The sequence below is a fragment of the Paenibacillus sp. J31R30 genome, from assembly GCF_059692115.1.
This window is the reverse complement of sequence record NZ_JCAUAV010000007.1, coordinates 151,177-164,947: the sequence shown is the minus strand read 5'-3', so window position 1 is coordinate 164,947 and position 13,771 is coordinate 151,177. Positions and strand designations below refer to the sequence as shown.

11 protein-coding genes are annotated in these 13,771 nt (G+C 48.1%); 3 read left to right on the top strand and 8 right to left on the bottom strand.

Annotated features, from left to right (window positions below; translation table 11 throughout):
- Nucleotides 1-67 precede the first annotated feature (67 nt).
- The 4 genes from AC58QO_RS22550 to AC58QO_RS22535 form a co-directional block, all read right to left on the bottom strand.
- Complete coding sequence (locus AC58QO_RS22550; RefSeq protein ID WP_497269440.1) at nt 68-3,181, bottom strand: discoidin domain-containing protein; 3,114 nt, start codon at nt 3,179-3,181, stop codon at nt 68-70.
- Nucleotides 3,182-3,279: 98 nt separating this feature from the next.
- Entirely contained in the window at nt 3,280-4,842 is a 1,563-nt protein-coding gene (locus tag AC58QO_RS22545; protein ID WP_497269439.1) for a DUF3502 domain-containing protein, read from the bottom strand.
- Between the two features lie 116 nt (nt 4,843-4,958).
- Nucleotides 4,959-5,846: a carbohydrate ABC transporter permease gene (locus AC58QO_RS22540; protein ID WP_497269437.1), complete on the bottom strand. Its 888-nt coding sequence runs from the start codon at nt 5,844-5,846 to the stop codon at nt 4,959-4,961.
- A gap of 14 nt (nt 5,847-5,860) precedes the next feature.
- Nucleotides 5,861-6,790, bottom strand: a complete 930-nt coding sequence (locus AC58QO_RS22535; RefSeq protein WP_497269435.1) for an ABC transporter permease — start codon at nt 6,788-6,790, stop codon at nt 5,861-5,863.
- A 333-nt stretch (nt 6,791-7,123) separates the two neighbouring features.
- Here AC58QO_RS22535 and AC58QO_RS22530 point away from each other — a divergent pair, with 333 nt between their 5' ends.
- Nucleotides 7,124-8,014 (top strand): ATP-binding cassette domain-containing protein, encoded by an 891-nt coding sequence (locus AC58QO_RS22530; protein WP_497269433.1) that lies wholly within the window; start codon nt 7,124-7,126, stop codon nt 8,012-8,014.
- Nucleotides 8,011-8,826, top strand: a complete 816-nt coding sequence (locus AC58QO_RS22525) for an ABC transporter permease (RefSeq protein ID WP_497269431.1) — start codon at nt 8,011-8,013, stop codon at nt 8,824-8,826. The genes AC58QO_RS22530 and AC58QO_RS22525 overlap by 4 nt, the downstream gene beginning before the upstream one ends.
- A gap of 108 nt (nt 8,827-8,934) precedes the next feature.
- Here the strand turns inward: AC58QO_RS22525 and AC58QO_RS22520 are convergent, their stop codons facing one another.
- From AC58QO_RS22520 to AC58QO_RS22505, 4 genes are all read right to left on the bottom strand, one after another.
- Nucleotides 8,935-9,153, bottom strand: coding sequence for a hypothetical protein (locus tag AC58QO_RS22520; protein ID WP_497269429.1), 219 nt, complete (start codon nt 9,151-9,153; stop codon nt 8,935-8,937).
- Nucleotides 9,119-10,135, bottom strand: coding sequence for a sialidase family protein (locus tag AC58QO_RS22515; protein ID WP_497269427.1), 1,017 nt, complete (start codon nt 10,133-10,135; stop codon nt 9,119-9,121). The genes AC58QO_RS22520 and AC58QO_RS22515 overlap by 35 nt, the downstream gene beginning before the upstream one ends.
- On the bottom strand, nt 10,132-11,094 hold the full coding sequence (locus AC58QO_RS22510; protein ID WP_497269425.1) for an N-acetylneuraminate lyase: 963 nt from the start codon (nt 11,092-11,094) through the stop codon (nt 10,132-10,134). The genes AC58QO_RS22515 and AC58QO_RS22510 overlap by 4 nt, the downstream gene beginning before the upstream one ends.
- Before the next feature lie 168 nt (nt 11,095-11,262).
- Nucleotides 11,263-12,036: a TetR/AcrR family transcriptional regulator gene (locus tag AC58QO_RS22505; RefSeq protein ID WP_497269423.1), complete on the bottom strand. Its 774-nt coding sequence runs from the start codon at nt 12,034-12,036 to the stop codon at nt 11,263-11,265.
- 212 nt (nt 12,037-12,248) lie between these two features.
- Between AC58QO_RS22505 and AC58QO_RS22500 the strand changes: the two genes are divergently transcribed.
- Entirely contained in the window at nt 12,249-13,706 is a 1,458-nt protein-coding gene (locus tag AC58QO_RS22500) for an esterase-like activity of phytase family protein (RefSeq protein ID WP_497269421.1), read from the top strand.
- The last annotated feature ends 65 nt before the right edge of the window (nt 13,707-13,771 follow it).

Here is a 13,771-nt window from a genome sequence, read left to right as displayed (position 1 = left end):
CATCTCAAAAAGAGAGTGTCCCATAAAAGGACACTCTCCTGAACATTCAGCTTGGCCCGTATGCGCTCTAATTCCCGTAAACCTCAAACTCATAAATCCGCGCATTACTCCGATCACCCGGCGTAACGGCATAGCCTGCATCACTTTGAACGGTCGTCGTAATGTACAGCCTGACGTAACGCGTCGAGAACGAAGTTACATTCCGATCCGTTGTCGCAGCTGTGTTCCCAGTAACGGTATCAACGTCGGTCCAATTCGAACCATCGCTGCTCTTTTGCAGCTTGAAATCCTTCGTATTGTAGCTAGCCGCTTCCCCATTCGAGCTCGCGTGCTTCACGACCCAGCGAGTGATCGCATAGTTCGTACCCAAATCGACTTTCAGCCACTTGTCTCCTGGGACAAGATTAATCGGCTGGGATGTCCATTTGGTTGTGGCCACGCCGTCAATCCCCTTCGCTCCAGACTCTGATGCGTTAATTTCATCGCTAACTGTCACTGTCTTGTTCAAAGCAACATTAGTCGGCGTCGTTGTTGAGGCTATGAAGGCGATCTCCGCAATTTGCAGATTTGCGTCTCCATTGTTCGCCGATACGTCCAACCGATAGTACGTATAGGCTGTGCTATTCGTAAATGTATACGTTTTGAGCTGGAAACGACTTGCAAACGTTTCGTTGGTACGCGTGTCTAGCGTCGTCCACACGTTTCCGTCATTCGAGCCCTTCAACGTCCAATTCTTCGGATCTCGCGTTGGAGAATCGTTCGCTGATGTGATCTCATATTTATTGATGACTTTCGGTGTGCTGTAGCGATACTGAATCCAGCCTGCATTGGCGAAAACTAGCCACTTGGTAGCGGAGGATCCGTCGAAAGCTTTTTCCTTCTCTTCGCCAGCAGGACTGTTGGTAGGATTAGCCGTCACGGTCTCTACAACAACTTGCCCTACCGCTTGGTTCATCGCTGTCGTAATCGTTGATAACGAAGTGCCGTCTGGTGCAAGGTGAATCGTCTCATTAACTGATGTCGTAATCGTCAAATCAGCGCCCGACATCGTCCCTGCATCCGCACCATTACGATAAACGCGCACGGTTTGCCCGCTCCACGGATTAGCAACAACGGCTGTTTTGCCTTTTTCACTGATGATACGAACGTATTCCACTTGATTATTCTTCTTGCTGCTCGAAATGAGGAACGCACCGTCTGCACGGAAATCACCGTACTTCGCATCCGTACCTGTCGGCCAATTCGCAAATACGCGAATCTTATTCTGGAACGATTGCAGCATCATTTCTGCTAGTGTTGCCGGTACAACGTTGAAGTTCTCGATACCGCCGCCACCTGTTTTAATATGCATATTGTTGTAACTCGCGCTGCTGACGAAAGAGTTAAGCTGAGTCAGAATCGTCGCCGGATCATAACCAACCCGTGCTGCTGCCGGATAGAACGTGTTCGTACCATTGCCATCTGTCCAACGAGCCATTTGGCCGATCATGTTCTTGGACGTCTGGATCAACGTCGCGTTGCTGGAAAGACCGATTTGACGTCCGGGATAAATGTGCTGGATACCTATCGCGTTATCCCCACTCCAATCACGTCCCACTTCTGTATAGCGGAATACGGTCTGACTATTTCTTGTCTGTGTCGGGAACGGACTGAGCGTGTTCAAGATATTTTGCCAAGTTGCTCGCAAAGTGGCATCTGTGCCTAGCGCTGTACTGATGTCCACACAGCCTTGAAGCACATATCGAACCAAGCCAAGTGACATGACGCCATTCGTTTGTGGATAAACGTCGCCTTCATGCTGCGCATCGTTCGTAATCACATATCTGGTACCATCCCAAGTCAAATAGTTCTGCCAGAACTTCGCCGCTTCTTTCAAAAAGCCATAAATCGTATTGGCATACGCCGTATCTGCTGTTGAGTAATAATGATCGAGCATGACTGTCGCGCCGAACACGCCATTCGTTTTCTGATTGTGATAATTTCCATCCGTATCCATTGTGAAAGGACCGATCCCAACGGGATAGTAAACGCCTGTAAATCCAGCGTTCGTGGCTGCCGTTTGTGCTTTCGGCACCCAGTCGAGCACGGGTTTATCGTACGCATTCGCTAATTCAACATGGTTCGTCGGCATCGCGAAATAAAACGGAGCTTCTGTGTTGTAATTCAGATGATAATCGCCGCCCCAATCGGAGTTCCTCGCTATCCATGCTCCCCATAATCCTGGAGGCGCTTCGCCCGTTCTCGAGCTGCTTCCGAGCAAATACAGCGAACCATAGAAGGATTTCTCGATTGTCTTATTCGGAATTTCTACGAACGATTTACTGTAGAAGCTGTTCCACCATGATTGGTGCGCTGCTTTCAGCGTATCGATATCACCTTGCGTTTTTGAGCTAATATTGCTAAGCGCAAGGGCTTGGTAATTCGCCGAATCTTTATTGCTCATGATACTTGTTGCGAGTGTATACGTGTTACCAGGCGTAAGCGTGAACTGCAGCTGTCCACCTGTAATTGTTCCAGTTGTTCCGATAACCCGCGTCGCAACACGAGCCTTGACGGTCGTAATGCCATTGACAGTATCCGTGTTGTCCGCCCGAACATCACGATACAGAATATCCCCTGACGATCCTGCCGTACTCGTAAACGTGTTCTGATTCGCTGACGCCAGCGAGACGGTGACCGTCTTCGAGCCGCTGCCCGTGTACGTAAACTTCGTCAGGTACAAATTGTTCGTCGTGTCTGTCGACTGCGCCCAGCTCGTCGTGTTAATCGTATTGCCTGACAGCGAGAAAGTGCCATCTACTTGCGCGCTAGCCAGCTTTTGCTCGGTCAGATACGACGCGCCGGTCATTCCCGAAACCGCGATTCCCATTCTGGCCATGGATTTCAGTTGATGCTCCGCAACGGAGAAAAACTCGTTCTTCCCCAGCGCTATCGTCATGGCATCGATATTGCCAACCATAACGGCACCAATATCGCCATTCCCCAGCAAAGGTGCATTGGTCGTGTTCCCGAAGTTGCTATCCGTCGGCGGTGACGTCCACGTCCCTTTGTATGCGCTTACTATTCTTTGCGCATGATTGGTGGTGATCGAATCTGCGCTCGCTGTTGGTACACCAACCGCTGTGATCACAGATACACTTGCTACGATGAGTGCCAAACTAGCAACCCATGCTTTTCTCATTACTAAAACCTCCTCGTGGTTGTTGATTCGCAGTACATTTTTTAGAAAAAAAAGCCGCTATCATCATTCTAAAAAGAAGAGAAGCGGCTTTCATTCATCTACTTTGAAGCTTTCCAAGCATCGATTTGTTTCTGCATTTCAGCAAGAATGTTGTCCAAGCCTGCTTTTTTCAGCTTCGCGTTCATCGCTGGCAGTGTTGTGTCTGGATCAGCAATACCTGTGATCAATCCCGCATAGAATTCGTCCACGACGGATGCAGTTTGCGCTAATTCACTCTTCACGTTACTTGGGTCAAAGGAGAAGCCCAGAATTTTGGAAGGAATTGCTGCGGCATTCTTATCTGGACCTGCTGGGAACCATTTGGGCTGTGTTTCACTTGTACGGTACGAATTAAACATGTTGCCGTACTCCCAACCGGAATCCACCCAGTAGCCCGCATTATCCATCTTTTTGATCAGACCGTCCGAAACTTTCGTATAGTGCTTGCCCTCAATACCATAGCTCATCAAATTGAATAATTCCGCATTGGAGTACATCAAATTGTAGAACATCATCGCTCTTGCTGGATCCTTGGATGTGCGGGAAATCGCTGTCATCGTTGCAATAATGGAGCCTGTGCTCATATAAGGCTTAGAGAACTCGATCGCTGCTACGTTCGCTGCGTTGCCGCCACCGAATTTTTGCGCTTGGTTCGCTGCTGTGTCCGGATTGATAACGGTGAACGTGGAGGAGACATATTTGCCTGCCAACTCATCGGAGTTCGTATCTTTAATCGTTGCTGCGTCTTTACGTATAATGCCTTTGGTGTACCATTCGCGCATTTGTTTCAAAAAGGCCGTGAATTCCTTCGTCTCATACAGATTCACAACTTTGGAGGAAGCATCGTCGATGCGAACAACACCTGGGTTCTTTTGTGAAAAATATTCAAGACCGATGGCGCTGCCGTAGTTGCCCATGACATCCATATCACCTTTCAAGCTGAACGGATATTTATCAGGCTCAGAAGCTTTCACTTTTTCGAAAAATGGTGTCAAATCGGCCAATGTCTTAAACTGATCCGCTTTATAGCCATATTTGTCCAATGTAGTTTTATTGATTAGTACGCCCGGTGTACGAGCTAGAACTTGCGTATTGATGATCCCATACAGCTTGCCTTTGACTTTCGCCGCATCCCAAGCTGATGGAGGAACTTGCTTCAGAATATCTGGACCATATTTCGGTAATAACTCCGTGAGGTCGAGGAATGCCCCTTTGTTTACGTTTTGCAGGTAGTCATTCGTCCAGTTGGATGTGAAAATTAAATCCGCTTTCTCCCCAGAAGCTGCAATCGCTTGCATTTTCTGATCATACGTACCCCAATCGACTAATTGAATATTGAGTGTCGCGTTGATTTTTTCTTTCGTAATTTTGCTCATCGCATCCTGAACGAGCTTCGCATCTGGGAATACGCTTTGCGGCAAATACCAAGTAATTTCATATGGCTTAAGCTCCGTTGCTGCTGGAGTAGCAGCTGCACTACTGACAGGTGTTGCTGCTGCACTGCTCGCTGGAGAAGGAGATGCACTATTATTGCTGGATGATCCACAAGCGCTAAGCAGCATACTGATGGACACACAGCTGATAATGACGGGTGACATGGCTTTCATTGTTCTATTTTTCATATTCGAACCCTCCTAGTGTCATTGTACAAATGAGAAATAACGTGCAATTGAGTGGTGCAATTTATTATCATCCGATCCGGATTCGGATTGACAAACGATGGGAAACTTACATAGAGCTAGCCTTTAACTGCGCCAACTGTTAATCCTTTGATCAAATATTTCTGGAAGAAAGGGAAAGCGAACAACATCGGACCTGCAGCCAAAATGGCAATCCCCATTCGGGAAGATTCAGCTGGAATCGCACTCATATCGATGCTGATGCCTGCTTGCATGTTTTTCGTCAAAAACTCGATATTAGACATGATTCGCTGCAAATAGTATTGAAGCGGAATCAGATTCTCATTTTGAATATACAGCATCGCTAGCCACCAATCATTCCAATAAGCGAGGGCGTAAAACAAACCTACTGTGGCTAAGGCTGGTTTCGAAAGCGGAAGAACGATTCGCACGAAGGTGCTAAGTTCGGAAGATCCATCGATTTTAGCTGATTCAATAATCTCAAAAGGCAACCCATCCATAAAACCCTTCATAAGCATCGTAAACCAAGCGCTGACGCCGTAAGGAAGAATTAAGGCCCAAATCGTATCCTGCAAATGTAGCACACTCGTCATCACGATATACGACGGAACCAAGCCTGCATTAAAGAGTAACGTGAAGAAGACGAAGTAACCTGTGATTCTGCTATATCGATAATCCTTCCGAGTCATAATATACGCTAGGGAAGAAGTGAGTATCAAGCTTAACACGGTTCCTACGACCGTCACAAAAATCGTCACCATGTAGGATTGAAGCAGCGCCTTCGGCGTTTGAAAAATATACGAATACGCGACAAATGTAATTCGCTCTGGAATCAGCTGGTAGCCATACTTGGCGATGTCCCCGTCGAAGGAGAGTGAGACCGAAATGACATACAGCATCGGATAGATGAACAGGATGGATAAAGCAATAAAGAATAGAATGATCAGCCAGTTATTTTCTGACTTTTTCTTGATGGATGAATTCACCGCCACCCTCCTCCCTAGAACATAGCATTCTCTTTATTAAATTTCCTGACGAGTAAATTGGTCGTTACAACGAGAATCAGACCAACAACTGCCTGGTACAAGCTAGCGGCGGACGCCATGCCTAGGTCACCAACAACCCGCAGCGAGCGGAACACATACGTATCCACGACGTCTGTCGTCGGGTAAAGCATCCCCGCATCTCGGGGAACGAAGTAGAACAATCCGAAATCCGAGTAGAATATGCGGCCCACATTGAGCATGAACAGCATTGTAATCAGCGGCAAAATGAGCGGGATCGAGATCTTCCGAATTTGCTGCAATCGTGAAGCTCCATCTATGGAAGCAGCCTCATAATAACTGTTGTCGATGGACAGCAGTCCTGTGAAGAAGATGATGGCGGTGTAGCCGACATTTTTCCATAAGTAGGTGAGTGTTAAAATGACGGGCCAATAGCCCGGCTTACTATACCAGTCGATTGGGGCAACATGGAACTGATCCAATACCTTATTGATCACGCCGAAGGATGGATTCAGCAAGATGTAGCTGACGAAACCGACGACAACCCAAGATAGAAAGTAAGGAAAGAACAAAATCGTTTGAAACAGCTTCACCCATCTTCGGCCCAATTCAGCCAACATTAATCCGATGACCAAAGCGCAGGACATGCCCACCACGATAAATAATCCATTTAATAGCAGTGTGTTTCGTGTAATCCTGAGTGCGTCTTGCGAGTTGAAGAAAAACTTGAAGTTATGCAGCCCAACCCAATCGCTTCCCCAAATGCCTTTGGCGTAGTTGATATCTTTGAATGCGATCACGATGCCATACATAGGTAAGTAGTAAAAGATAAACACAACAATGACGGCAGGCAATCCGATAAAAAACAAGCTTCTTGCCTTCCAGAAATGCTTCGATTCCTTGCGTATCGCTGAGAAGATTCCCAAGTATGCTACCTCCTTCTGACTGTGTTGCCTTGCGTCCTCTTTGCGATTTCATCATACGAAATCCGGTAAGGAATTGGATACTGCTCATTTTTGCTGGGGTTAAAATGGACTGTACGATTTGAAAATTGGATGGATTTGTACTGTACTTTTCGTAGGAAGGATGGAGAAAACCCTTATAGAATGCGGGTTTATTGTGGAATGGAAAGTACGGACAAGGGATAGTAAATGATACGTACGACGGAGGGCAATATCGGTCTGGAGAACGATCATAAATAACTGAGTATGCAATACACTGTTTATATGATCCACAATTCAAAGGACGGGGGCAATTGAATGACTACAAATTCTATTGAAGTAAACGGCTTGCGCAAAAGCTTTGGCAAACAAACCGTTTTAGACGGCATTGACCTGGTGGTGGGCAAAGGTACGATATTTGCGTTGCTTGGGCCCAATGGTGCTGGTAAAACAACTCTAATTAACATCCTGTCGACGTTATCCGAGTCAGATGCGGGAGATGCTCGTATCGAAGGATACGACGTTATTGCTGATCGCGATGCGGTGCGACGCTCGATCTCGCTCACAGGACAGTTCGCTGCGGTGGATGAGGTTCTGACCGGCCACGAGAATCTTATCATGATGTGCCGCTTGTCCGGCTTATCTGCAGGTGAGGCCCGCGTTCGAGCTGCTGAACTGCTCAGGCAATTCGAGCTTGAAGGCGCAGCGGGTAGGCGGGTAAAAACTTACTCCGGCGGTATGCGCCGTAGGCTGGATCTGGCAGTCAGCCTTGTCGTCAGCCGACCAGTTCTCTTCCTTGATGAGCCGACGACGGGCTTGGATACGGTTAGCCGTCGCTCCCTGTGGGAGACGATTCTGCGATTGAAGCAGCAAGGCATGACGATTCTATTGACGACGCAATATTTAGAAGAAGCGGATCAGCTTGCAGACGAAATTGCTGTGCTGAATCACGGACGCATCGTCGCATCTGGCTCCGCGGAGTCCTTGAAAGCTCGTGTTGGCGGCGAAGTCATCGAGCTCAGAAATTCCATGGATGAGGTCATTCTATCCATCCCGACGAGCGGCACGGTTCAAGATGTGCGCCAAGCGTTGAACGATTTAGGCAGCTCGTGCCCGCCGGGTACGCGCATCTTCATTCGCAAGCCAAGCATGGACGACGTCTTCCTGGCGTTGACGACAACTGATCACAAGGAGGCTTCCTTCGTATGAGCATGAGCAAACCTCAACCTATAAACATGAACAACCTTCAGCCAGCGCCAAAGCCTGCTTCTTTCGCAACTACCAACACTGTCTTCATCGGACGCAGCTTCCGTCATAGCCTGCGCAACGTCGAGTCGCTCATGATGGCCATCATGCTGCCCATTATGTTAATGCTGCTGTTCACCTATATTTTCGGCGGTGCCCTCGATCCGAGTGGCGACTACGTGAACTATGTCGTTCCGGGTATCATCCTGCTGTGCGCAGGCTTCGGCTCATCCAGCACAGCTGTCGATGTGGCAACAGATATGACGAACGGCATTATCAACCGTTTTCGGACGATGCCGATCAGCAGCATTAGCGTAATCACGGGGCATGTCGCGGCAAGCCTTGCGCGGAACTTGCTTGCTACTTGCATCGTCATCGGCGTTGCCTTGCTCGTCGGCTTCCGCCCGAACGCCACTTTCATAGAATGGCTAGGAGCTATCGGCGTCATTATCTTGTTCATTCTGACCTTTACATGGCTGTTCGCCGCGATCGGTCTCGTCACGGGCAGCCCCTCCGCAGCCAGCGGTTACGGTTTCGCGCTGCTGTTCCTCCCTTATCTCTCCAGCGCTTTCGTTCCGACGAACACGATGCCAACATGGCTGCAAGGGTTTGCTAACCATCAGCCCATCACGCCGGTCATTGAGACGATTCGCGGTCTATTAACAGGTACGCCGGTGCTGAATAATGGCTGGTGGGCCATCGGTTGGTGCGTTACCCTGCTGGTCATTGCCATCGGCTGGTGCATCCTCGCGTTTCGCCGAAATGGCGGGAAATGAGTACTTACACGTAGAAATAGCGTTATGCCATCATCCTATTTCCGATGAAAGTGCGCTAGAGACCCAAATAACGTTATGGCATAACGCTATTCAACGGAATAACTTAAATCAAACAGCGCCTCGGCTATGCCGAGACGCTGTTTCCACGTAATAAGGTAAAGATTTCATCGTTTCCGGCGGCGGTAACTCTTGGATGTCACTTGCTTGATCCTGAATGACACCACTCATGATGATGCTGCGCATTAGCACCTGAATCGGCATCTTGTGCTGATCATCCATATAAATAGAAGCTTTAACATTCCACCTTGGCCAACGTGATCCATTCATAGGATCCGTTCTCACCGGCTTCATATAGACAGAGCAGATTGCCATCCTGCGTAATCGCCAAATCGGAGTAGGCTGATGGCCCTTCATGCAGGCGAAGTTGAACTTCCCACGTCTGGCAGCGATCCGTACTACGGAGCACGGTCATGTTTCTGCGTTTCTCATTAGCCGGATTCGAGAAGTACACCCGATCATCGTGGTCGCGAATAACACTGCCCTGGCACACGGGTTCTACCAGTGCATCATCCAGCTTTATTTCCGACCAGGTCAACCCTTCGTCGCTGCTCCACGCATAAGCCCGTCTGTTATGCCCATGATAGCTGCGCATATTGATGTAGACGTCGCCATTTTTCATTTCGAGCAAGGTACATTCATTCGTTTTCTCCCCAACTATGCCTCCTAGCTGCCACGTCAAGCCATGATCATCACTGTAGATGACGTGTGCTGTATAGGTACCAGACGTTCCGATCGAAGGATCGTACACGGCATGATTGCAAGGGATGAGCAGCCTTCCACTTTGCAATTGCACCCCATGACACGGTCCAGCGGCGTACCACGTCCATTCAGGAAGCTTTACACTCGATGTGATGTCTACGGGCTCGGACCAAGTCAAACCGTCATCCTCGCTCCGCATCACCCAGACATCCCTTATCGCCGTGCCAGCCAGAATGTCTTTCTCATGGCCATCCTCCAAGTTTCTACATAAAATAAGGGAGATAGCGCCGGTTTCCTGATCCTGCACAGGACAAGGATTACCGATCGTATTCGCTCCATCATCGGCAATGATCCGCATTGCGTCCCAAGTTTCGCCATGGTCCGTACTTCTGCGCATTACCACATTGATATCCCCAGCGTCGCCAGCTCCATTCTTTCTAGCTTCAGCAAAAGCAAGGACCATTCCTTGCTTCGTAACCAATATCGTTGGAATGCGATACGTATGATAACCATCTTGACCGGATATAAATAGTTCCTGCTGCTGGATCATAGGGACACCTTCTTGAATGAGGCTGATTGCGCGTCTCCTTCGAATCGATGACGTTGCAATACCTCGCTGGCTTGATAAAATGCCGCAATCTGCTGCTGCTCTTCGGCTGTAAATTGCTTCAACGGCTGTCTAACGGTTGGGCTTGCGAACACCCCCTGCAGGTACAGCACATATTTCTCATACGCGATCACATCGTATTGAATCATGTGGGCAATGACCGCATTAGCATCCGCTTGCGGCTTCTTGATGGCTGGCCAGGCGTCTTGGGAAATGTGCTCGAAGATCCCGGCAAACAGTCCCGGCATCATGTTGAACGTACTCCCAATCGCACCGTCCGCTCCCATTAGCGCGCCACCAGCGTATACTTCGTCATGACCGTTGAAAATAAGGAAGTCCTCGCCGCATCTTGTGCGAATCTGCTGCATTTCGAATAAATTCAGCGAAGTAAACTTCACGCCGATACATTGCGGGTTCCGAGACATTTGCTCGTAGAACTCCATCGACAAGCTGACACCCGTTGCTCCCGGATAATGATAAATGATCATCGACAGCGAGACAGCGGACATAATCGCTTCGTAATGCTCACGAATTTCTTTCATCGTCACTTTATAGTAAAACGGAACCACCGCTGAGATCGCATCCACGCCCTGCATCTCGGCATGCCGTGCAAGTCTCATGGACTCCATCGTGCTGATGCATCCAACATGCGCGATCAATGTAACACGTCCCTGTGCGGCGCGAACCGTCGCCTCCAGAACCTGCATCCGCTCTTCCGTAGTCAGAATGAAGCCTTCCCCTGTGCTTCCTCCAACGTAAAAGCCTTTGACCCCTTGCTGTATCTGATGCTCCACTAGTTTAGTCAGCGAGTCGTAGTCAATTCTTCCGTCTTCATACATCGGAGTCAACAGCGCTGTGAAAATACCTTTAAATTTCGATGGATCTATCGATCTTAAGCTCATTGGTCTCTTCCTCTCCTGTGTCATGATCACGTTTCTGTCCCCATTGTAACGCTTGGTACCACAACACTTATTTCATATTTTAAGTGAAATATCTCATTTTTTTAAGTAAATACCAAAAAGAAAAGGCTGCCCGCAAGTAGATCCCCTCTACTGTGAACAGCCCTTCAATTACCCCTTTTGCTTCAAATAATGCTCAATCCCATCCAATATCCGTTCGAGTCCGAAATCCAGATCGTTGCTGATTGGATTCTCCACTTCATCTGTGTAAGCACCGGCCATCAAGATGGGATACAAATTGGGAAACCGATCCGGTTTGACCAACTGCTTCAGTGCGGCACCATAGTTGATGCCGCTGAATGCTTCCAGACTCGCACCATCGCGGATGGCCTTATCCATGTCTCTTGCAATCAGACCGCATGCTCTAGAATAGCTGCTAACGAGCAGCAAGAATGACATTTTCTCAAAATCGTTCAGCGGAAAATCCCGCATGATTCTCAACATCCAATCGATCACTTGAAGATTGTTTGGCGCGAGGGGAACGCTCGTAATCGGAATATCGCCATACCAAGCATGTTTGCGGAACACATCTACGCAAGCCCAGACGTATTCCCCCATTTCCTCCCGCCACGGTTTACCCGCTACTTCAGGTGGAATCGGTATGTCGCAGACCGCGTCCTGCATCAGCACGAGCAGATCTTCCTTACTTGTGATGTAGCGGTACAAAGACATCGTCGTGAACCCCAAAGATTGCGCGACTCTGCTCATCGACACCGCCGCAAGTCCATCGCGATCCGCAATGACTATCGCCGCATCGACGATTTTTTTGATGCTAAGCTCACCTTTGGGCCCTCTGCTAGGCTGCTTAATGATTCCCCAGCTTAGAGCTACCCCAGATGGTAAACTTTGTATAATTTCCTCATCGATCTCGTCGCCGATCTCCATGTTCAATCCTCCATCATTCATACAAATCCGAAAATGTATATCACGTATACAGTATATCATAATCGCTCAAGCATCGCTCAGATGGGATGAGTCGTGTACTAGATGTAAAAATTTACAAATTAGCAACATGCCATTTACACGCCCATTACATAGGTTTGATATAAGTAAGAGGTTAAGAGAATTCGGAAAATTCGAGGGGAGACTTACTACAAATGAAACGTAAATGGATCGTAATGACATCTTTACTGCTTGCTCTTCCTGTGGCTGTTTCGGGGACAGTAATGGCTAATCAAGTGAATGGGGTAACCTCCGACAATGTCACGTACTCCAGCAATGGACAAGTCATAAAGCCATCAGCGCCAGCAGTTAATTTGGACGGCAGCTTGTACATGCCAGTTCGTGCGCTTTCTGAAGCCATGGGTAAATATGTTGATTGGGATGAGTTTCGTAACAGTGTAGCTTTGACGGACAAGCCTGTGTTGACGGGTAAATACGAGCTCAAGGCACCTAATCTTGCAGAAGGTATTAAAATGGGCGTGGGCTCTTCGTTAACGCACCTTCCAGGAGATCCTGATAATGTATTCTATACGACAGCTGATCGCGGGCCGAACGGTCAACCGACGATCAATGGTAAAACAGTGCGTACCTTCCCGCTTCCAGACTATATCCCAACGATTTATAAAATCGAGGTTAGTAAAGGCGAAATTAACATTTTAGACAAGTTCCCTTTGAAGCTGTCAGGTACTGACCCTGTATCAGGCAAAGCTACGATTACTGGGCTGCCAAATATTAGCGGGCGTGATGAAGAGCCTTATGATGCGAAAGGCGAAAAAGTACTGGCTTACGACCCGTACGGACTTGATATCGAAGGCTTGGCATACAATCCTAAGGATGATACCTTCTGGATTTCTGATGAATACGGCCCGTCCATTGTTCATGTGAAACGCGACGGTACGATCATTGAACGTATTGTACCTAAAGGTTGGGCAAGCCAAGCGTCCGCTCCGCTAGTGCCATCCCGCGAAACGCTGCCAGAAGTGTACAACAAACTGCGCCAGAACCGCGGAGCTGAAGCTGTTGGTATTACACCTGATGGCAAATATATGTTCATGGCGATGCAGAATGCGCTTCGTAATCCAGATAAGGCCATGGACAATTCACGTCAGGTCCGGATTATTAAGTTTGAACTAGCGACGCTTAACCCAGTTGCCGAGTTTGTATACGTCCTTGAAGATGCGAAGCAATTTAAAGATTTGGCCCAAGGAGATATCGTAATTTCCGATATGGTTGTCGTGAACGAGAACACGTTGTTAATCGATGAGCGGGATAAATTCTCTGGCGATAAAGCACAGTTGAAACGTATTTATGCCATTGACCTTTCCACAGCTACCAATATTATTGGCAAGTACGACACTACGACAGCTGCAGGTAAAACGATTGAGCAAATGACGACGGCAGATCTGAAGGCTGGTGGTATCCTGCCTACGACGAAGCGTACAGTATTGGATGCTGTAGGGTTCCAATTCCCTTATGAGAAAATCGAAGGTGTATCACTCGTTAATGGCGATACACTTGTTATTACGAACGATAACGATTTCGGTATTGACAGCACCAAACCGGAAAACGGCACACTTCTTTGGACATTTAAGCTGCCTTACACAATTAAATAAAGGTATGAAAAGCCACGACCCGGAAGTCCATAGATGTATGGACTTCCGGGTCGTTTTCCTCTAAT

What these genes read in the sequence shown, in the direction of transcription:
- AC58QO_RS22530 (WP_497269433.1), top strand. Translation starts at nt 7,124, where the DNA reads ATGACTACAAATTCTATTGAAGTAAACGGCTTGCGCAAAAGCTTTGGC.
- AC58QO_RS22510 (WP_497269425.1), bottom strand. Translation starts at nt 11,094, where the DNA reads ATGAGCTTAAGATCGATAGATCCATCGAAATTTAAAGGTATTTTCACA.
- AC58QO_RS22550 (WP_497269440.1), bottom strand. Translation starts at nt 3,181, where the DNA reads ATGAGAAAAGCATGGGTTGCTAGTTTGGCACTCATCGTAGCAAGTGTA.
- AC58QO_RS22505 (WP_497269423.1), bottom strand. Translation starts at nt 12,036, where the DNA reads ATGGAGATCGGCGACGAGATCGATGAGGAAATTATACAAAGTTTACCA.
- AC58QO_RS22545 (WP_497269439.1), bottom strand. Translation starts at nt 4,842, where the DNA reads ATGAAAAATAGAACAATGAAAGCCATGTCACCCGTCATTATCAGCTGT.
- AC58QO_RS22500 (WP_497269421.1), top strand. Translation starts at nt 12,249, where the DNA reads ATGAAACGTAAATGGATCGTAATGACATCTTTACTGCTTGCTCTTCCT.
- AC58QO_RS22520 (WP_497269429.1), bottom strand. Translation starts at nt 9,153, where the DNA reads ATGAATGGATCACGTTGGCCAAGGTGGAATGTTAAAGCTTCTATTTAT.
- AC58QO_RS22515 (WP_497269427.1), bottom strand. Translation starts at nt 10,135, where the DNA reads ATGATCCAGCAGCAGGAACTATTTATATCCGGTCAAGATGGTTATCAT.
- AC58QO_RS22525 (WP_497269431.1), top strand. Translation starts at nt 8,011, where the DNA reads ATGAGCATGAGCAAACCTCAACCTATAAACATGAACAACCTTCAGCCA.